This is a genomic window from Desulfonatronospira thiodismutans ASO3-1, from assembly GCF_000174435.1.
GTDB classification, from domain to species: domain Bacteria; phylum Desulfobacterota; class Desulfovibrionia; order Desulfovibrionales; family Desulfonatronovibrionaceae; genus Desulfonatronospira; species Desulfonatronospira thiodismutans.
Genome location: NZ_ACJN02000002.1, coordinates 886465 through 906822, shown reverse-complemented (window position 1 = coordinate 906822; position 20358 = coordinate 886465). Strand labels below are relative to the sequence as shown.

At 51.6% G+C, this 20358-nt stretch carries 22 protein-coding genes; 11 read left to right on the top strand and 11 right to left on the bottom strand.

Features of this window, described 5'->3' with window-relative positions:
• Positions 1–54: 54 nt before the first annotated feature.
• From pilM to cmk, 8 genes are read left to right on the top strand one after another with little or no spacing between them, the layout of a single operon-like run.
• Positions 55–1119: a type IV pilus assembly protein PilM gene (gene pilM, locus DTHIO_RS10325; protein ID WP_008870239.1), complete on the top strand. Its 1065-nt coding sequence runs from the start codon at positions 55–57 to the stop codon at positions 1117–1119.
• A gap of 3 nt (positions 1120–1122) precedes the next feature.
• Positions 1123–1710: a PilN domain-containing protein gene (locus DTHIO_RS10320; protein ID WP_008870238.1), complete on the top strand. Its 588-nt coding sequence runs from the start codon at positions 1123–1125 to the stop codon at positions 1708–1710.
• Between the two features lie 3 nt (positions 1711–1713).
• A complete protein-coding gene (locus DTHIO_RS10315; RefSeq protein ID WP_008870237.1) occupies positions 1714–2331 on the top strand; it encodes a type IV pilus inner membrane component PilO in 618 nt (205 codons plus the stop codon).
• 3 nt (positions 2332–2334) lie between these two features.
• Positions 2335–2829 (top strand): pilus assembly protein PilP, encoded by a 495-nt coding sequence (locus DTHIO_RS10310; protein ID WP_008870236.1) that lies wholly within the window; start codon positions 2335–2337, stop codon positions 2827–2829.
• 1 nt (position 2830) lies between these two features.
• Entirely contained in the window at positions 2831–4540 is a 1710-nt protein-coding gene (locus tag DTHIO_RS10305) for a type IV pilus secretin PilQ (RefSeq protein WP_008870235.1), read from the top strand.
• Between the two features lie 11 nt (positions 4541–4551).
• Positions 4552–4839, top strand: a complete 288-nt coding sequence (locus DTHIO_RS10300; RefSeq protein ID WP_008870234.1) for a hypothetical protein — start codon at positions 4552–4554, stop codon at positions 4837–4839.
• Positions 4840–4886: 47 nt separating this feature from the next.
• On the top strand, positions 4887–5993 hold the full coding sequence (gene hisC / locus DTHIO_RS10295) for a histidinol-phosphate transaminase (protein ID WP_008870233.1): 1107 nt from the start codon (positions 4887–4889) through the stop codon (positions 5991–5993).
• Positions 5990–6676, top strand: a complete 687-nt coding sequence (cmk, locus tag DTHIO_RS10290) for a (d)CMP kinase (RefSeq protein WP_008870232.1) — start codon at positions 5990–5992, stop codon at positions 6674–6676. The genes hisC and cmk overlap by 4 nt, the downstream gene beginning before the upstream one ends.
• Positions 6677–6943: 267 nt before the next feature.
• Here the strand turns inward: cmk and mazG are convergent, their stop codons facing one another.
• Positions 6944–7720, bottom strand: a complete 777-nt coding sequence (gene mazG, locus DTHIO_RS10285; protein WP_008870231.1) for a nucleoside triphosphate pyrophosphohydrolase — start codon at positions 7718–7720, stop codon at positions 6944–6946.
• Positions 7717–8277, bottom strand: coding sequence for a CvpA family protein (locus DTHIO_RS10280; protein WP_008870230.1), 561 nt, complete (start codon positions 8275–8277; stop codon positions 7717–7719). Before DTHIO_RS10280 ends, mazG begins: the two co-directional genes overlap by 4 nt.
• Positions 8278–8449: 172 nt before the next feature.
• On the opposite strand from DTHIO_RS10280, the gene DTHIO_RS10275 reads away from it, so the two are divergent.
• Positions 8450–8812 (top strand): hypothetical protein, encoded by a 363-nt coding sequence (locus DTHIO_RS10275; protein WP_008870229.1) that lies wholly within the window; start codon positions 8450–8452, stop codon positions 8810–8812.
• Positions 8813–8918: 106 nt separating this feature from the next.
• Here DTHIO_RS10275 and DTHIO_RS10270 read toward each other — a convergent pair whose 3' ends face one another.
• From DTHIO_RS10270 to panC, 8 genes are all read right to left on the bottom strand, one after another.
• Entirely contained in the window at positions 8919–9386 is a 468-nt protein-coding gene (locus tag DTHIO_RS10270; protein ID WP_008870228.1) for an Hsp20/alpha crystallin family protein, read from the bottom strand.
• Positions 9387–9414: 28 nt separating this feature from the next.
• Positions 9415–9783 carry an Hsp20/alpha crystallin family protein gene (locus DTHIO_RS10265; RefSeq protein WP_008870227.1) on the bottom strand — a complete coding sequence of 123 codons (369 nt, stop codon included), beginning with the start codon at positions 9781–9783 and terminating at the stop codon, positions 9415–9417.
• A 16-nt stretch (positions 9784–9799) separates the two neighbouring features.
• On the bottom strand, positions 9800–10213 hold the full coding sequence (locus DTHIO_RS10260) for an Hsp20/alpha crystallin family protein (RefSeq protein WP_008870226.1): 414 nt from the start codon (positions 10211–10213) through the stop codon (positions 9800–9802).
• Positions 10214–10572: 359 nt separating this feature from the next.
• Positions 10573–11385, bottom strand: coding sequence for a hypothetical protein (locus DTHIO_RS10255; protein WP_008870225.1), 813 nt, complete (start codon positions 11383–11385; stop codon positions 10573–10575).
• Between the two features lie 179 nt (positions 11386–11564).
• Positions 11565–12734 (bottom strand): methionine adenosyltransferase, encoded by a 1170-nt coding sequence (gene metK, locus DTHIO_RS10250; protein ID WP_008870224.1) that lies wholly within the window; start codon positions 12732–12734, stop codon positions 11565–11567.
• 2 nt (positions 12735–12736) lie between these two features.
• Positions 12737–13393, bottom strand: coding sequence for a DUF502 domain-containing protein (locus DTHIO_RS10245; RefSeq protein ID WP_008870223.1), 657 nt, complete (start codon positions 13391–13393; stop codon positions 12737–12739).
• Positions 13386–13745, bottom strand: coding sequence for an aspartate 1-decarboxylase (panD, locus tag DTHIO_RS10240; protein WP_008870222.1), 360 nt, complete (start codon positions 13743–13745; stop codon positions 13386–13388). Before panD ends, DTHIO_RS10245 begins: the two co-directional genes overlap by 8 nt.
• A gap of 87 nt (positions 13746–13832) precedes the next feature.
• On the bottom strand, positions 13833–14678 hold the full coding sequence (gene panC, locus DTHIO_RS10235; RefSeq protein ID WP_008870221.1) for a pantoate--beta-alanine ligase: 846 nt from the start codon (positions 14676–14678) through the stop codon (positions 13833–13835).
• Positions 14679–14944: 266 nt separating this feature from the next.
• On the opposite strand from panC, the gene DTHIO_RS10230 reads away from it, so the two are divergent.
• On the top strand, positions 14945–17860 hold the full coding sequence (locus DTHIO_RS10230) for an insulinase family protein (protein ID WP_008870220.1): 2916 nt from the start codon (positions 14945–14947) through the stop codon (positions 17858–17860).
• Positions 17861–17988: 128 nt separating this feature from the next.
• Here the strand turns inward: DTHIO_RS10230 and DTHIO_RS10225 are convergent, their stop codons facing one another.
• On the bottom strand, positions 17989–19293 hold the full coding sequence (locus DTHIO_RS10225) for a M23 family metallopeptidase (protein ID WP_008870219.1): 1305 nt from the start codon (positions 19291–19293) through the stop codon (positions 17989–17991).
• Between the two features lie 500 nt (positions 19294–19793).
• On the opposite strand from DTHIO_RS10225, the gene DTHIO_RS10220 reads away from it, so the two are divergent.
• Entirely contained in the window at positions 19794–20345 is a 552-nt protein-coding gene (locus DTHIO_RS10220) for a hypothetical protein (RefSeq protein WP_008870218.1), read from the top strand.
• Positions 20346–20358 lie beyond the last annotated feature (13 nt).

The window sequence follows — 20358 nt, the reverse complement described above, 5'->3', positions numbered from 1 at the left end:
TAAAAGACTCTTTAATTATTTAGAGGTAAGACCAGCCCTGGTACTGCCTGAAATATGCAGAAAAAAACTATGTTCAACTTCCTGCAGACCAAAAACCCTTCCTGCAGCCTGGACCTGGGCAGCACCTGGGCCAAGACTGTAAGGCTTGCCCGCAAAGGCAGGGAGCCGCAACTTGACAGGGTTGCCAGGATCGTCTGGTCGGCTGCCGAGCATAAAGATTTCCAGAGCAAAGGCCGGCGGATAAAAGAGGCATGGGGGCAACTGGGCCTCAAGGACAAATCCGTAATCTCATCCCTGGCCGGTCATTCAGTAATTGTAAAAAGGGTATTCTTGGAAAAATCAGACTCCGGTGACCTGGAAAGCAAAATAAACGAAGAAGCCGGGCAGTACATTCCCTTTGATATAAGCGATGTGCACCTGGACTACCATATCCTGGAGCCGGACCCTGAAAGCGAAAACCAGGAAGTCATTCTCGTGGCCACCAAGAAAAAAGTGGTTCAGGACCTTACCCAGGTTATGGACCATTCCGGCCTGGGTCTTAGCATAGTGGATGTGGACGCCTTTGCCCTGAGCAACTGTTTTGAATTTAATTATCCGGAACTGACCGAAAAGCCGGCATACCTGCTGGACATAGGGGGGCAGCACAGTATGTTTGCTGTATTCTGGAAAAACCAGCCCCTGTTCTTCCGGGAGATGTCCTTCGGCGGCAAACAGTTGACCGATGTCATTGCTTCAGCCCTGGAAGTGGATACTTCCCGGGCTGAAGCCCTCAAGCTTCAGGGACCGGATGCCTTAAGCAACCAGGATAAAAACCGCATCAACAGCGAATGCGGAAAAGTTCTGCGGACCTGGGCCTCGGAAATCAAAAGACTTGTGAGCTTTTATCAGACATCCGTGCCGGCGGTTAAACAAGCCGCCATTCTCCAGTTGTCCGGTGGAGGAAGTCTTTTTCAGAGTGTTGGCAGCATCCTGGAAGAGGAGTTGCAGCTGGAGACCAGGCACATGGACCCCTGGAAAAAAGTGGAAATAAAGTCCAATGATTTCGATCTCAAGTACCTGGAGTCGATCAAGCCACAGTTTTGCGTACCTACAGGCCTTGCCCTGAGAGGATTTATCTAACCCATGATCAAAATCAACCTGTTACCGCACTCCAAAAGGGCCAGGGTAAAACCCGCGGAAAAACAGCTCATCCTGGGCCTGGGCCTGATTGTGTGCATAAGCCTTGTGTGCGCGGTATTTATCCTGTGGTCCGGCAGCCGGGTCTCCAGCCTTGAAAACAGGGTTGCCGACCTGGATGAACAAAGACACGAACTGCTGCAGCAGGTAAGACACATTAACGAGATCAAGGACAAGATGGAACAGATGCAGTCCAATATCCGGGCCATCAAGGATATACGCACCATACAGCCACTTCCGGTACGCTACATAGAAACCCTGGTCATCAACCTGCCCGACCAGAGGATCTGGTTTGAATCCATGGACCTGGACCCCGACAGCACCCTGGAGATCCGGGGAGTGGTCCTGGACAACCAGGTTTTTGCCCGGTACGTGGACGATTTACGTCAGTCGCCTTATGTACACAAGGTCAACACAAGAAGAACCTCGCGCAGGCAGGTGCAGGATCTGGACCTGGTGGAGTTTGACTTCCTGGTCCAGGCAGGAGAACCTTTGCCCGGGGAGTTGACCCTGCAGGGCAGCAATGAAGAGTAGGCCATGAAACTGAGCAGAGAGCAGATAATCGCCGGGGTGGAATCCCTGAGTACAGGGCGCAGGATACTTATCCTGGTCCTGTTGGTGGTTATTGTGGGCGGAGGCTCATGGCAGTTCTTTATAGGCCCCAACCTGCAGCAGGCAAGGGACCTTGAATCCGAACTGGAAGATCTGGAAACGGACATTGCCCTGTACTCCGGTCAGGTGGCAGAGTTGGCGAAAAAAGAAGAGGAAGCCGAAGCTATGCAAAAGGAACTGGAGATGGCCCAGACCCTGCTTCCTGCTGACACTCATGCTTTAGAGAGGCTTCTTGCTTCTTTTGAGCGTCTGGGCAATGAAAAGGGTGTGCGCTTTCTCCTTTTCCAGCCCGGCAGCGAGGAGATGCATGACTACTTTGCCAGCCGGAGTGTGCAACTGCGCCTGCAGGGCCGCTTTCACGACCTTGTAGGTTATTTTGACGCCCTGGCCGGCCTGGACAGGCTGGTCAGCCTGGAAAGCCTGCGCCTGCGTCCTGTGGATGAGCAGCAGTTCTCCAGGGACAGGATGCTTACTGCAGAATCAAGGCTGCGGGTCTACAGGGCGCTTACCGCCGAAGAAGAGGCAGCCCTGGAGGATGATTAAGAAATGCCAATAAAAAACAGGGGCGTTTCAAAAACAGTATTTTCCATTGCTTTTATTTTTGTTTTTGTCTTTCCCGTCCCGGCGCAGGACAACGACCGAAGCTCGCCTGACCCGGACTGGATGCAGGTGGAAGCCCCGCAATACAACCCGGAAGGGCTGCAGGATCCCTTTGTCCCTTTTGTCATGCCGGAAGAGCCGCCTGATGCGCTTCCAGCTCTTGAACGTCTAAGGCCCCTGACTCCCCTGGAGCGTGTGGAACTGGGGCAGTTGAGGCTTGTAGGCACCATGCAGTCCCCGGAGCAGGAAATAATGGCCATGGTGGAAATGCCCGACGGAAAAGGCTTCATGCTGCACAAGGGTACCAGGATAGGCCCCAACCAGGGAGAGGTGCTGGAAATACACCCGGACAGGGTATTGGTCAGAGAATATATTCAGGGAGCTTACGGAATCGAGGAAAGCTTAAGCACCCTGAAACTCCGACCGGGAGACAGTGATTGATATGCTTAAAAAGAACCTGATGTTGCTATCAGCCTTGCTTATGCTCACAGCCGGTTTTGCTTTGCTGATTTCGCAGAGCGCCCTGGCCGAAACGCCCCCCGAGGACCTGAATGCACAGAATACCATCCAGGAAATCGATTTCTGGGTGGATCAGGACAAGACCCTGCATGTACAGCTTCTAGGACAGGGACCTTTCAGCCATACAGTCACAGACAGGGAACAGGACCGCATGCACATACTTTTGCCGGAAAGCAGAGCAGCGGAAAAACTGGTCCGGCTGTACCGCCTGAACGAAATGGATACCTCCTTGAAATCTCTTTTGTTGAGAAACACTGATGAGGGGGCCTTACTTACCTGGGTCTGGTCCAGTGAGCCGGACTTCAGCGTCCAGGAGGCTGAAGATGAACTACTGTTTCAGATTGCTCCGGGCAGTGATGCTCCCGGGGCTGCTCCAGCCGGAGCCGGACTGGCCACACTGGAGCAGGAAGCAGGAGAGCTGATGCAGGACTCTCTTTTTCCAGGCATGCGGGAAGAATACACTGGTGAGCCGGTATCCATAGATTTGCAAAACGCTGAGGTGGAACATGTTCTGCGCCTCATCACCCACCACACTGAATACAATCTCATTTTGGACGAGGAGGTTCAGGGCAAGATTTCGCTGCGCCTGCGGGAAGTCCCCTGGGATCAGGCCCTGGACCTGGTCCTGGCTCAAAAAGATTTGGGCATGGTGCGCAAGGGCAATATCATCCGGGTGACCACCGCGGACAGACTGGAAGCCGAAGAGGAAAGACGCCGCCGCTCCAGGCAGGCGGAACTGGAAGATCAGGAAAGCCTGCGCAAGCTTGAACCCTTGCAGCAGAGATTTATTCAGATCAATTACGCCAGGGCTGATGAACTGCAGCCAAGGATTGAGGATTTTCTGTCCGAAAGAGGCCGGGTGACTCAGGACGCGCGCACCAACACCCTGATAGTCCGGGATACTCCCTCCCAGCTTGAAGAAATCACTCAACTGATAGATAATCTTGATCGTCCTGAACGGCAGGTGCTTATAGAAGCCAGGGTGGTATATGCTACAGAGAGTTTTCGCCGCGAACTGGGTGTCGATTGGGGCTTTGCATACCAGTCTCCAGGACTGGATTCAAACATTATCTCACCGGATACTTTCAACTTCCCAAGCGATTTAGAAGGTCTTCTCGGTGTTGGTTATATGGGTCATGAAGGCCAGAGTTTTTCTGTGCTGGAAGCAAGATTACGCTTGGGTGAGTCTCAAGGGAAATCAAACACAATCTCTGCACCTCAGATTATGACCTTAAACAACCAGGAAGCCAAAATCGAGCAAGGAACAGATGTTGCAGTCGATGTCATTGACGCAGACCTCAGAACCAGGCGTGAATACGTGCCAGCAACTCTTGAGTTGATTGTTACACCTCAAATCACACCTGACAACAACCTCATACTGAACCTTGAGGTCAGTGACAATGCTCCAGGCGAAGGAGGTAATATTGAGGTAAAAAAAGCTGAAACCACCCTGTTTGCAGAAGATGGTGAAACCATAGTAATTGGAGGAATCAAAAAGTTATCAGAAAGTCAAAGGGAGACTGGCATACCACCACTATCAAGGCTACCTATTCTGGGCTGGCTCTTTAAGCATGAACTAGTAGAAGAAAATATGGACGAGCTGCTCATATTCATCCGTCCAAAAATCCAGTAGAGAAGTAACGCATGGAACTGAAACTGCCCTCATCCAGAGACCTGCGCAGCATCTGGCAGGAAAGCTTTCTGGGTCAGAAGGGATTCTTTATACCAGGAGAACGTAAGCTTCCCATCGGCCGGGAAATGAAAATTGACCTGGTGGTGGAAGGTTCAAGCTGGGGCTCCCTGAAAATGGTCCCTGTATGGGCCAACCTGTCCGGCCCGGAAAGCAGTGATCTGCCCCGGGGCACCTTTCTTTTGCTCACATCCTGTGAGCAGGAACTGGAAAAGCGCATCAAAAGCTGTTGCCGCAGCTGATCATCCAACACATTTAAAAAACCAATACAGGCAATGTCCAGATAACCATGTCAGAAAATTTCAGCCCCTTCATCCGGGAAGAAGTAAAATCATTCAAGCCCTACTCTCCGGGCCTTGGCATCGATGAAATCAAGCATAAATACGGACTGAGCCGGGTCATTAAGATGGCCAGCAACGAAAACCCCCTGGGGGTTTCGCCGGTGGTGCAGGAAACCATAACCCGCAACTCCGGCCTGGCCTTTCGCTATCCCGGGGCCAACAACCCGGAGCTTTGCCGGGCTGTTGCAGGCCATCTGGAGCTTGACCCTGCCTGCATAGTCTGCGGCAATGGATCAGACGAGCTTATAGACCTTTTGATCCGCATGCTGTTGGTTCCGGGCCGGGACAACATAGTAGCCTTTGACCCCTGTTTCAGCATTTACAGGCTGCAGGCCAGACTGAGCGGGGTGGAATTTCGTCAGGCAAAATTAAACCCGGACTTCAGCTTCAACCTGAAAGAACTTTTAAAGCTTGTTGACGCTAATACCAGGGTGGTCTTTCTGACCAACCCGGACAACCCTTCCGGATATGCAGCCCCTGCATCCGAACTGGACCGGTTCGCATCACAGCTGCCCCATGGATGCTGTCTGGTAGTGGACGAGGCTTATATCGATTTTGCAATGCCCCGGGAGCATTACTCCATGCTGTCTTTTTTTAAAAACGATTCCAACCTGGTGGTGCTGCGCACCTTTTCCAAAATGCATGCCCTGGCCGGCCTGAGGCTCGGCTACGCCATCCTTCCCGTGATTCTGGCGGATTACATGCGCCGCATAAGGCTGCCTTTCAGCGTGAATATCCTGGCGGAAAAGGCCGGCCAGGCCGCGTTGAAAGACAGTGACTTTACCCGGGAATCGCTCTCAATCATTACCCGGGGACGCAAATTTCTGTCCGTTGAACTTGAAAACCTGGGCTGCAGTGTCTACCCTTCCCAGGCCAACTTCATCATGTTCCAGCCCCCGGTGAATGCCGGCCATATCTTCCAGGAGCTTTTAAAGCGCGGAGTCATCATCCGTCCCCTGGACAGCTACGGGTTTTCGCACCTTTTGCGGGTCAGCATAGGTACCCGGGAGGAAAACGAGACACTCATAAAATATATGCAGGAGATAATCGGGTGAGCACTGGACCGGTCACAATCACCATAGACGGCCCGGCAGGCGTGGGCAAGACAACCCTGGCCAGAGGTCTGGCCCGCAGGCTGAAGATCGCCTACCTGGATACCGGAGCCATGTACCGTGCTGCAGCCTGGATGCTTGGACCCTCGGCTGCTGAGATGCAGGAGGAAGAACTGGCCAAAAGGCTTGATGGCATGCGTTTTACTCTCAAAGGAGCCGGTCCGGACAGCTGCCTTCTTCTGGAAGACAGGGTAATCGGGGAGCAGGTGCGCACCGAGGAAGTGGGCCTTCTGGCTTCAAGCATTGCAGCGCTTAAGGTGGTGCGGGAATACATGAAAAAGTCCCAGCAGAAAATGGGGCGGGAAACCTCTCTTGTGGCCGAGGGCAGGGACATGGGCACGGTGGTGTTCCCTGACGCCTCATGTAAATTCTTTCTGCAGGCGGATGCAGGGGTGCGGGCGGCGAGAAGATGCAGACAACTCCAGGAAATGGGCCGGGAAGCTGATGAACAAAAGATCCTGGAGCAGATGCGCCGCCGCGACGTCCAGGACAGTGAAAGGGCCATCGCCCCTCTGGTGCCGGCTCCGGATGCCGTAAACATTGATACCGGCAGCCTCACCCCGGAAGAAATCCTGGATCGGATGGCGGCCATTTTTGCAGACACAGGGGGCAGGGAACGTCTCTAAAGTGTACGTTGTCCGTTGTCACCTGACGTCATAATTATTTGATTTTTCTGACTTCTGGCCACTCACCTCTGACTTCTGAAACTCAATGGCCAGGGGACTTCGTTTAACCCGCTTAAGCTATAGGGACACCCTCCCTACGCCCCACTCCCCATGCCCTCTGCCCTCTGCGCCATGCCCTCTGCCCTCTGCCCTATGCCCCATGCCCTATGCCCCATGCCCCATGCCCCATGCCCTATGCGCCATGCCCTATGCGCCATGCCCTCTGCCCTATGCCCCATGCCCCTTGGCTTTCTGCCAAAGTTCCTCAAGATGCTCCATATCCAGCTTGGATATGTCCCATCCCTTCTCCAGGGCCAGGTCTTCCATCTGATGCATGCGGCGGGCAAACTTGGCATTGGTTTCAGCCAGTGCAGAATTGGCTTTTATTTTGTGGCGACGCCCATATTCCACAAGGGTAAACAGGTAATCACCGAATTCTTCCAGCATCCTGTCCCTGTCCCTGCTTTCCAGGGCTTCCTGCCATTCCTGCCATTCCTCGGCCAGCTTGTCTTCCAGGTCTTCATCTCTGGCCCAGGTAAAGCCAATTTTGGCTGCCTTGGAATTTATGCGGTAGGCCAGAAGAAGCGGAGGCAGGCTTTTGGGAACGGAATCCAGAATATAACCGCGGGTGTGATTTTTTTCGGTTTTTTTGATCTCTTCCCAGTTTCGGGTAAGTTCCTGTAGGGAATTTATCTCTTTTTCGTCAAACACGTGCGGATGTCTGCGAACCATTTTCCTGGCCCCCTGGTGCATGGCCTGCTGCAAAAAAGATCCACCCCCGTACAGACGACTGATAAAGGCCAGAAGAAACACTACATCCCCCAGTTCTTCTTTCACCTCGTCCGGGTTGTCGCAGCGTATTGCCTCAACCAGTTCAAAGGTTTCTTCCACCAGGTAATCGCAAAGACTTTTAGGGGTCTGCTCCCGGTCCCAGGGGCATCCCCCAGGACCCAGAAGTTTTTCTATTATCTCCTGCAGATCGTCCACTGCACTTCTTGAACTCAATTTTCTTCAGCCTCTTGGTTAAATAGTTCCTGCCAGCCGTGCTCCCACATTTCTGTCGCCTTACCGGCCTTGTCCGAAAAAGTCTCTTTCAGGTCTTCGGGCAGATACCCGGCCAGACTCTCGCTTAGTTCAAACAGATATGGCGCAATCTGAGAATCAGCCACCAGGGCGTGTTCAGCCGGCAGAAAAACGGTCAGGAGCAAAAGGGAAATGCTGCAGATAAGCCCCGCCTTGATAAAACCAAGTACCCCTCCACCCAGGCGGTCAAGCCAGCCGAGCATGATCATTCTCAACAGGCTTCTCAAAAAAAATGCCAGCAGTGCCACTGCTGCCATGCTTATCAGAAATATGCTCAGATAACTTATAATCTGGGCCCAGGTTTCATTGTTGATAATCTCATGCACCCAGGGAAAAACATCCATGTAAAACCGGTTGGCAGTTAGAAAACCAGCTATAAGCCCTCCGATGGAGGCAACCTCCAGAACCAGCCCTCTGTAAATCCCTCGGAAAAGGAAAAAACCAAGCACAACAACAAAAAATATATCCAGGGCATTCATGGCATTCTCCGCTAAAAAATACCGCCTCATTCAGGCGTAACCGTTCAGTACTGCGTGCTGCCCGGGCATGCAGTAATGCCCCGGCTTGTTCGTCCTTGACAGTATACAACCAAGCAATTAAGTTCAATACTTTTTAGAAGCAAAACCACAATCACTATAAAGGAGTAAAGTTATGTCTTATGATATTCAACTGGTCAAGCTGGTCAACGGGGACATGGTCCTGGGCAAGTGGAATGCCCAGGAAAACAAAATTACGGATCCGGCAATTCTGCAGATGATACCCACCCAGCAGGGAGGGGTGCAGATGATGCTTCTTCCTTTCGGTTATCCGATAGAAAATGAGGTAACCGGGGAGATAGAAGGCAGGCACATCATTTACTTTTACAAAAAAATCCCCGAAGAACTCAAGAGCAAGTACATGGAGGCATCCAGCAACCTCACCCTCTCCGGAGCCAACGACCTCAAGAATCTGGGCGGCATGGGAGGCGGAGGCGGTCAGAACGTGACCGATCTTGGCTCCCTGTTTAAAAAGTAATTTTTTTGATCACAAAAAAAGGTCGCTACGTGAGTTCACGTAGCGACCTTTTCTGTATGTCCCGGCCGGGGCGGACCTTTTTCAGCCCCCGATCCGGCCGGTACTTTTAGCTCTCTATGGCTATCTTCTTGGCCCTGGTGCTTTCGGGGTTCATGGGTACATTTACAGTCAATACGCCATCCTTGTATTTGGCCTTTACATTTCCTGGATCAACTTCTCCCCTGAGCGGGATGGTGCGGTAGAACCGACCATAAGTAAACTCCCTGTGTATCTGATTTTCCTTCTCGTCTTTATGCTCGTGCTTTTTCTCGCCACTCAGGATCAAATGATTGTTTTCCACCCTGATATCCATATCCTCAGGGCTCATACCGGGGACTTCAGCCCGGACAACTATCTCGTTCTCCTTTTCGCTTACCTCTATTGCCGGGGTAAACTGCTGATCCAGTTCCTCGATCCCCCGGAAAGGGCTTCTCCACATATCTTCAAACATCTCGAACATGTCCATGGGCGTTCTCATGGCAGTTCTTCTTTCAGGTGCATTTGTTCTTCTGGTTGGCAGTAAACGTTCCATCATTGCCATCACCTCCTTTTATATTCAAGTCTTAACCGGCTTCAATCTGAATTTTGCGCGGTTTGGCTTTCTCAGCTTTGGGCAGATATAATTCCAGCACGCCATTTTTCATGGTTGCCTTAATATTATTTCGGTCTACAACGTCAGAGATGGTAAAGCTCCTGCGATACTCACAATCACCGAACTCCATATGTATGTTGCTGGCGTTTTCAACCTTGGGAAATTCCGGTCTGGCGGATACTTCCAAGTCTGTATCCTGAAGGTCAATGTTTAAATTTTCCCTGGTTACGCCAGGCATATCCAGATAAATATGGAAACCGTCCTCTTTTTCAATTATATCCGTGCTGGGTGAAAAACGAGGTACGTTTTGAGCTTCCCTTTTCAACACTTCATTGGTCATATTCATCACCTCCCTGTTATTCCGCCTCGATGCTTACCTTCTTGGGCTTGGCTTCTTCAGCTTTGGGCACTACTATGTCCAGAATCCCGTCTTTCATCCTGGCCTTTACCTTGTCTGCATCAACTGGAACGTTAAGGTTTATCACCCTTTGAAAAAGACCTGCAGGACGTTCCTGCCTGTAGTAATTGCCTGTATCATGTTTTCTATTGCCTTTTATAACCAAGCTTCCATCACTTAATGTGATATCAACATCCTCTATATCGACTCCCGGCATCTCAAGATGTACATATATATTACTTACATCCTCACTGATATTCACAGGTGGATAGGCATTTCTCCTCTGACTAATCATTGATGGTTTCCAGATCTCGTCGAAGAACCTGTCCATCTGCCGCGGTACATTGTAGAAGCTGCTCAGATCAATTACCATATCTCATCACCTCCGTTTCATTGTTTTATTTTCTAAAGAGATAAATAAACAATAAAACAGGGGTGTCAAGACTGGTCAACGCAAATTTATACAAAACTAATTTTAAAACAGGAAAAACTGTTGGCAGGAATGTAAAAAAGGGCATAGCAGCCCTTTTTTAGCGGGTTACTTGAAAACAATGCATGGCTTTAAGCTGTTTTTATGGCTGATTATCCCTGTTGAGGACAAAATCTTCGGTAAGCCGGCAGGCGGTATCGTCATTGAACTGACGCGAAGGTAATCATTCAGGGGCGTGCCGAAATCGGCCCGGGGGCAGTAATCAACACCGAGTACCCCCTGAATGGTTACCTTTTATTCCCTTATTCCGACAACATATAGGATGACCCCACCAGCTTCAGGTCATCATAGGACATCCCGGCCTTGATCCCGGAACACAGGTTCAGGGACATGTCCATCTTGGTTTCGGTAAGATCCAGGATAGCCTTTTTTTGCAGGTTGAGCCTGTATTTGATAAAATCATATTCAAATCCGTCAATAATATAGGACAGACCTTCCGCAAAATAGAACGAGCGAACATAAGAGATATATTCCTTCAACTCCTTGCCTCCCAGTCGCCTGGAGAGCATGTTGTGGATGATGAGATTGAGTATCAGTGATTCCAGTTTCATCCTGTGATCAACGTTCAAAAAGCGTTTTCTGTGGGCTTCATTCTGGTCCAGCCCGCTCAGTGCCGCCTGGGCGGCTTCAAAAATCTGTTTTTCATAAACAGGGGATATGGAAAACTTGGAGATAATCCTGATGAGCACCTTCTGGGGGTTTTCATTGGTGGCCATCCCCAGGATGGAAATGGACATGAGAACAAATTTGCGCTGCAGGTCATCGATAATGGTCTTCTTCTTCACTGCTGCGTACTTCTCCACCTTTTCCGGGGCCAGGGAAGAGCCAAGCAGTCCCAGCAGATGACTGATGAAAGGCTCGGAGGTATTCTCCCTTTCACGCGCAAGAAATGATGCGTCCCTGGAGGACATGACCTTGCCCACAGAAAGCCAGTAAGCCAGCACCGCCTCAAGGGGCATCTCCAACAGATCAAAGTCGTTGGGCAGTTCCCTGTGTTCCTGGACGGACCTGGACAATAAAAAATCCTTGACCTTGGTGGTTAGATTATTTGCCATTTCTGATACAAACCCTCAAACAAGTAAAACACTGCGTAAACATAATCCCCCAATCCCCCAATCCCCCAATCCCCCAATTCCTCCAATCCCTAAATTCCCCAATCCCTAAATTCCCCAATCCCCCCAATCCCTGAATTCCTCAATTCCCCAATCCCTAAATTCCCCAATCCCAGAATCCTTTATACCCTGCACGCAGTTTTCAGGTCGTCAGCAGCATCGGTAAACTCCCAGGTAAAATCCGGGTGATCCCGGCCGAAATGACCGTAACAGGAAGTTTGGCTGTAAACGGGCCGCAGCAGGTTAAGACGTCTTATGATGTGATAGGGCCGCAGGTCAAAGACCTCCCGCACCGCCTGGGTCAGAACATGGTCCGGCACCTGCCCCGTCCCCCATGAGGTAACCATTATGGACACAGGCTCAGCTACGCCTATGGCGTAAGCAATCTGCACCTCGCAGCGCTGAGCCAGTTCTGCAGCCACTATATTTTTGGCAATGTACCTGGCCATGTAGCCTGCACTTCGATCCACCTTGGAAGGATCTTTCCCGGAAAAGGCCCCGCCGCCATGATTGCCCATGCCGCCGTAAGTATCCTGAATGATCTTACGCCCGGTAAGTCCACAGTCCGCCATGGGACCGCCCAGCACAAACCTGGAGGTAGTGTTGACAAAGATTCGCGTATTTTTATCCAGCATTTCCGGAGGCAGGGTATGGAAAATCACTTCCTCCCGCACAGCCTCAACCAGATCTTCGTAAGAAACATCCTCGTTGTGCTGACAGGCAATGACCACATAATCAATTCTTTCAGGCTTGCCGTTTATATACTCTACGCTGACCTCGGTTTTGCCATCTGGCCGCAGAAAGTCCAGTATCCGCCTCTTGCGCACATAAGCCAGTCTCCTGGAGAGCCTGTGGGCATAATATATGGGCGCCGGAATAAGCAGGGGATTCTCCCGCACGGCATATCCAAACATCATGCCCTGGTCCCCTGCTCCCTGGTCCTCCTGGGATTTGCGATCAACGCCCATGGCAATGTCAGGGGACTGTTTGTCTATGGAAGAAAGAACCGAGCAGGTCTCCCAGTCAAACCCCATTTCTGAACTGTTATAGCCTATCTCGCGCAGGGTCTGCCTGACAATGCCCGGCAAGTCTGCATATCCACTGGTGGTGATCTCTCCGGCAATAAAGGCAAGTCCCGTGGTGACTAAGGTCTCACAAGCCACCTTGGAGTGTTTGTCCTGGGCCAGAATAGCATCCAGCACCGCATCTGAAATCTGGTCCGCCACCTTGTCCGGATGACCCTCGGTGGCGGACTCGGAAGTAAACACATAGTTTTTATTGGATAGGAACATAACTAACCCTTTTCATCTTTCTTTTCCGGGGTGAGTATTCCGCCGGACATAAGCAGCTTGAAGGAATCCTCCACGCTCATGTCCAGGGGTATGGTTTCATCTTCGGGTACCATGAGATAAAAACCGGAGGTAGGGTTGGGAGTAGTGGGCACGTATACATTGACCATTCTTCTTTTGGTCTTTTCCTGCAGCTCGCCCACTGCGACTCCGGTAACATAGGCCATGGCATACATTCCCTGCCTGGGGTATTCCACAAGCACCACCCGCTTGAAGTCCTTGGCCGTGCCCCTGGCTATGGTATCCAGAAGCTGCTTTACCGCTGTATAAATCTTATTGACTATGGGAATATGCTCAACAATTCGCTCCCATATATACACCAGCTTTTTGCCCAGATAATTGCGGACAAACATCCCGGAAAAGATCAGCACCAGCAAAAGCAGAATCAGGCCCAGCCCAGGGACCGGGAAAGGCATGAAATTCTCCGGGCGGTACGCAGGGGGAATAATGAGCAGGATACGGTCTATCCACTCTATGGTAACCTTTAAAATGAAAAAGGTAGCCACTATCGGGGCCAGAAACAGTATCCCGGCCAGGATATTCACCTTTAAAAACTTGCGCACACGGCCGAAAAGGGACAACTGTTCCCGGCGATCATCCATGCTGCTGCCCCTTTGCCTTGTTGGCCCCGTCCACCAGGACCACACTGGGGATATGCTCTTTTTGCTCCCGGGCATCCAGCAGGCAGTAGGCGGCAATGATCACCTTCTGCCCCGGGCTGCCCTTGTGGGCCGCAGCACCGTTAAGCCTTATCTCCCCGGGTTCTCCGCGAATTGCATAGGTAGTCAGGCGCTCCCCGTTGTCCAGGTTGTAAACATCCACCTGCTCAAAAGGAATAATCCCCGAGATCTCCAAAAGTTCCGGACAGATTGATATGCTGCCCTCGTAGTCCAGGCATGCTCCAGTCAGTGTGGCCCTGTGTATCTTGGCCTGTAAAAAAGTTCGTAAAGGCATGGTTGATGGTTTATCTCTTGCTGTCTGCTGCTGTTAAAAGACTATAGGAAAAGCCGTTGCGGGGCTTTTTGACAATATATTGCAGTATTAACCAAGAAGAATATTGTCAATGAGCCTGGCTGGACCAAGCTTGAGGGCCACTGCCGCCAACGCCCCGGGCTTTAATGTGTCCGGCCTGTCCAGGGTATTGCAGTCCACTATCTGCACGTAATCGATCTCTCCCTGGGGAAGATTCTTCTGGTAATATCTTTCAAGCTCCCGTTCCAGTTGACCAGGGTCTGTAAGGCCCGACTCAAACCTTTCCCGGGCATATAAAAGGCCCTGGTAAACCATGGGCGCGGCTTTTCTTTGCTCCCGGTCCAGATAAGCATTCCGCGAACTCATGGCCAGCCCGTCCTCTTGGCGCACAATGGGCCTGCCCACCACTTCCACGGGAATATTCAAATCCCTGGCCATCTTGCGGATAATTATCAGCTGCTGCCAGTCTTTCTGCCCGAATACAGCCTTGTGCGGACAGGTAAGGTTGAAAAGCTTGCAGACCACAGTGGCCACGCCACGAAAATGCTCGGGCCTGGACCTGCCGCAGAGCTTTCCGGACATTCCCTCCACCTCCACCCAGGTAGCATAATCTTCAGGATAAAGACTACCCTGGCCCGGCGTAAAGAGTATATCCACCCCCTCCTCGCTGGCCGCAGTCACATCGCTGTCCAGATCCCGGGGATAGTGCTGATAGTCTTCTCCGGCACCGAACTGGGCCGGATTGACGAAAAGAGAAACCACCAGCAGATCGCAGTATTCCCTGGCCCAGCGCATGAGGCTTAAATGCCCTTGGTGAAAATAACCCATGGTGGGCACCAGGGCCAGGGTCCTGCCGGAATGCCTGGCCTGCATGCAGGTCTGTTGAACCTGGGAACAGGAAGATATAATATCCATTTGAATTTCAGTTGTTCAGGGTTTTCAGAAGACAACCAGCGCGGTTGAAACAGGGCAAAAAAGCTCAATTTTGACTTTGACTTTCAGCACGCAAAATTTAGCCCAAATAACTGTGCTTGTCCATCCCGCGTTTCAGTAACCACCCGGACTCTTCCATGCTTTTTTACCATTCAGGGAACCCGCCAGAGGTTGAGTTTATCTCTGATTCAATTTATGCTGGTAGCCTTTGAACAATTTTAGACAAAATCTCTCATACGGAGGAAAAAGTGCAGCAAGCCAATAGATTCCGCCTCGTGGAAGAAAGGCACATCCCGGAAATCAACTCCCTGGCCCGCCTTTTCGAGCACCAGAAGACCGGGGCCAGGGTTCTGTCCATGACCAACCAGGATGAAAACAAAGTTTTCGGCATCACCTTTCGCACCCCGCCCAGGGACAACACGGGGGTGGCGCACATCCTGGAGCATTCAGTGCTTTGTGGTTCCCGCAGATACAGGGTCAAGGAACCCTTTGTGGAACTCTTGAAAAGCTCGGTTCAGACCTTTTTAAACGCCATAACCTTCCCGGACAAGACCTGCTACCCGGTGGCCAGCCAGAACCGGCAGGACCTGTACAACCTTATGGACGTATATCTGGACGCCGTATTTTTCCCCAATATCCCCCCGGAGGTGTTTGCCCAGGAAGGCTGGCACTATGAGCTGCCCTCTCAGGACGCTCCCCTTAAATTCAAGGGGGTTGTCTACAACGAGATGAAAGGCGCATACTCTTCGCCGGAGAGCCTCCTTGCCGAGTACTCCCAGCAGTCCCTGTACCCTCAAGGTACTTACGGACTGGATTCAGGAGGGATCCCCGAGGAAATTTTAAACCTTACTTACGACGACTTCATTCAGTTTCACAAAAAGTTTTACCATCCATCCAATGCCTGGATTTTCTTTTACGGCGACGACCCGGAGCAGGAGCGCCTGGACCGGGTGGGAGAATTTCTGGATCAGTTCGATCCCCTGGATGTTAATTCGCAGGTCAATACCCAGCCCAGAACCGACATGCAGAAAAGGGTGGAGGAGAGCTACAGCGCCACCGACGAAAGCGATCCAAGGTGCTACCTGACCATAAACTGGCTTCTGCCGGAAACCAGCTATCCTCAGTTGAATCTCGGGCTGCGCATCCTGGACTTCATCCTCACCGGCATGCCTGCTTCACCCCTGCGCCGGAGGCTCATTGAGTCCGGTCTCGGCGAGGATCTGGCCGGGGTGGGCCTGGAGACCGACATTTTTCAAATGTACTACTCCACAGGCATGAAAGGAGTGCCCCCGGAAAACCTGGACCGGGTGGAGGCTCTCATCCAGGAGACCCTGCAGGACCTGGCCCGCAACGGTATCGACCCGGAAATAGTCCAGGCCGCCATGAGCAGCGTGGAGTTCGCCCTGCGCGAAAACAACACCGGATCCTTCCCCCGGGGACTGGCAGTGATGTTCAGAGCGCTCAGCACCTGGCTCTACGATGAAAGCCCTTTTTCCCTTCTGGAATTCAGCGACGTCCTGGAACAGATAAAGCTGAGGCTGGAACAGGGGGAGAAGGTCTTTGAAAACCTGATCCAGGAACATTTCCTGGATAATACCCACAGGACTGTGGTTCTTCTAAGGCCCGACAGCGACATGGAGCGCAGAATCCAGGAAATGGAAAACCAGCGCCTGGAAGAAGCCAGGAAACAACTGGACCAGAAACAGATGCAGGAACTGGTGGAAAGCACCCAGAAGCTCATGAAATGGCAGGAAGAACCCGACGACCCGGAAGAACTGGCCAGAATCCCCAGGCTTACCCGGTCGGATATGGAACCACAAATCCGCACCGTGCCCAGAAGGGAAGAGAAGGTTCAAGAAGCCACCCTGCTCATGCACCCGCAGCCCACCTCAGGGATTTTCTACCTGGATCTGGGAATGGATCTGCACTTTCTGCCCCAGAAATACCTGTCCTATGTACCGCTTTTCGGCAGGGCCCTGTTGGAGATAGGCACCTTCAGCCAGGACTACACCGCCCTGACCACCAGGATAAGGCAGCTCACCGGAGGCATTGTCCCGGTGCCTTTTTCCCATTCTGTACGCGGCAGCAGTGAAAGCACCTGCCGGCTTTTTCTACGTGGCAAATCCCTGCCGGAAAAAGTTCCGGACATGTTCAAAATATTCAGGGACATTCTCACCCAGGTCAAGCTGGACAATAAAGAACGTTTCAGACAGATGGTCCTGGAAGAAAAATCCGGCCTGGAGCAGGCCCTGGTGCCTGCGGGACACCGGGTGGTGGGCATGCGCCTCAAGGCCAGGTACTCGGAAGCGGACTGGGCCCAGGAACATATGTCCGGTGTGACCTACCTGCTGTTTCTACGACATCTTCTGGAAAAAATAGAGAAAAACTGGGACCAGGTCCTTTCCGACCTGGAAGGCATCAAGTCTTTGCTGGTACATAAAGGCAGCATGCTGGTCAATATCACCGCCGAAGAAGACGCCCTGGACCAGGGCCGCCAATACCTGCAGGACTTTCTGCAAGAGATCCCCCGGGAAGAGGCGTCCCGTCAGCACTGGAAATGGAGCTGCACTCCCGGCAACGAGGCCCTTTATATACCGGCCCGGGTAAACTACGTAGGCCGGGCCGTGGACCTGGAGTCAGGATCCTACCGTTTTCACGGGTCATCCATGGCAGCTACAAGGTTTTTGCGTGCCAGCTGGCTCTGGGACAAGATCCGGGTCCAGGGGGGAGCTTACGGAGCCTTCAGCAGCTACGACCATTTCAACAATGTCATGGCCTTTACCTCCTACCGCGACCCCAACATTACAAAAACACTGCAGGCCTTTGCCGGCTCCGGGGCCTACCTTTCCAGGCCGGACCTGGACCCTGAAGAAGTGGAAAAGGCGGTTATCGGCGCTGTAGGGGAAATGGACAGCTACCAGTTGCCGGACGCCAAAGGCTTTTCATCCATGATCCGCTTTCTGGCCAATATTACCGACGAATATCGCCAGAATATAAGAGATGAGATACTTGGCGCTTCAGTGGAAAACTTCCGGGAATTTGGACAGGCCCTGGACCAGGCCCTCAGGGAAGACAAAGGTGTCATAAGTATTCTTGGAGGCCAGAGCCAGATAGAAGAGCACCAGGAGGAACTGGAACTGGAAAACAGCTTCCGCCTTCTGTAAAACTGTCCTTCACGCTTTTTGGCCCCGCGAAAGCGGGGCGCTAAGCTCAGCCATGAAGCCCGGTCTCGACTTGAATAAGAGAATCGGGCTTCATGTCCTTGCCTTAATTATTTCTACTTACTGCCTTATTAATCACTTATTTTACTGAATATGTTATTTTCCAGCCAGGTGCCGTCCCACCATTCGGATGGATTCACAGGTACACCCGATACCAGAACCTCGAAATGCAGGTGATCCCCCACTGCCAGGCCGGTAGTTCCGGTTCTGCCGATATCTTCCCCCCTGGCAACATCCTGCCCTTCGCTTACGTCAATGCTGCTCAGATGTGCGTAAAGGGTCTGCAGCCCCAGGCCGTGATCCAGGATCACTGTCTGTCCGTATATGCCCAGATCCCCGGTAAAAACCACCTCGCCCCTTTCAGCCGCCGGCACCGGAGCCTGAGCCGTGGAAGCCAGGTCCACCCCCAGGTGCACCTGGCGGTCAATTTTTTCACCCTCATAATAATAACTCCTGTGATCAGCAAAACCGGCCATAAACGCAGATGGCTTGCGCTTCAAAGGGCCTTCGACCCTGAAATCGGGAGATGTTCTGGCAGAAATCTCCTGCACCCTGTCCCGGTTCTGCTCCCTTAATTCACGGTTGACCCTTAAAAATATCTCCAAGGGATCGTTTTCATCCGGAAACTTGCTTTCAAACTGGGGCATCTGGGACCTTAAGAAGCCATCACTTATGTTCAGTTCGGCCTGCCTGAAATCCCTGGCGTTTACATGATAGTTGAAGCCGGTAACCTGCCTGTTGCCCGCCTTGTCTTGCGCCATGACCCTGGGGGTGTCCCCCTGGGGATCAGCATCATAGGCAAAGGAAAAAAGGCAGTAATAATTGCCGTCTGGTTTCTGGTAAGCTGGAAAAAAATATTCACCCAGCTGAACCCCGGTCTTTTCCACTTCCTTGGACAGGGAATAGATGACCAGGCCGGCACCGCCCTGGTTGAGGTTGTGCGTTGTGGACACCAGAGAGACTGAAGGTGGAATGCTGTCAAAGACCATCTTCCTGGAAGCCAGGGATTCGTTGCCCCGCCCCCAGTTTACAATGGATCTGTCCACGGCGCGCACCTGGAGTTCGAATTCTCCCTGGTCCAGATCCGGCAGTTCAAGGCTTGCTTCAAGGTCGTTGATTCCCGGTTCAATTTCCTCATCAACCGACTTCTTAACTTCGCCGTTCTGAATCACCTTCACTTCAACGTGTTTAAGACCCAGCCCCGGATCATGCACCTGGATTTCAAAGGGCTTTTCAGCATTTGTGTAACTCACCTCGGGTTCAATGCCGATTACGGGCTCCTCTTTGTCCACGTAGTTTATGTATACGTATCCCGCACCAACGGCCAGAATAAGAACCAGAGCCAGCCAGAAACCCTTTTTAAATTTTAAAGCCATAACACCCTCGTATAGTTTAAAAAGTATACAACCCCACTTTTCTGGGGGGCTGACTTAACCTTCACTCGAGGTAACAGTTTAGCCTTTTTTCAAGGACAGCAGGGGACATATGCCCCGCACTTATTTTTTGTAAGGAAGATTGACAGGTTTTAAAAATAAGTGCTGGTAGAGCCAGTCCCCAGTGCCACATGCAAATGGCTGAACTGTCACCACTCGACAGACACCGATTTTAAACCTCCTGATAAAAAAATCAATATCAAAGTGTTCCCAGGACGGATCAATTATAAATTTTATTGCTGGACATTTTGCCGGCAGTTTAAACTTGCTATGCTCTGCACTTTCAGGTAATGAGCCTTAAAAGGCTGGTAAGTGGTCCGGAATGCTCAGGGGCTGACCACGTTATCAGCCTCCGGCTATCACGGTTTTTTGTGGAAAATCTATAAGTGGGTGGTATCTCAAAGCTTTAAAAAGCCAAATTCTTAAAAGGAGGTTTTCAGGTAATGTCCCAGGAGAAAGTAAAGCCCGTGGGAGAGGAACAAGGTAGCAATCCCTCTTTTACTCCGGATGAGGTCAGCAATGTCAAGCAGGATATGGGCAAGGTCGCCCTTGCGGTTGCAGTACTGGCTGTATTTCTGCTGATAATCTTTTACTACACGGTCAACTCCAAGGTACAGGAGTTTTCCGAAAAAGTGGAGGTTATCGAGGAAACCAGGACCATGGTCCAGGATATCGATGAAAAAGTCGACAGTGAAATGCGCGATATCCAGGCAGATATGCGCCAGGTCACCCAGAAAGCTGAAGGCACTGCCGACGACCTCCAGAAGGCTGAGGAAAAGATTTCAGGCATAGAAGGCAAGGTTGAGGATATGGATGAGCGCATCGCAGAACTGGAAGACCTGCCTGATGTAGTCAGAAACATGGTCCTTGGCGGTATGCTCGAGGAGATCTCTCAAAAAGCTGATTACGTTGGCTCCCAGGTTTCCGAAGAACAAAAGGAAAAGCTGGAAGAAGCCCGCAGGATTATGGACGAGGTACGAAAAGAAATGCAATAGTACCTGCCTGTCT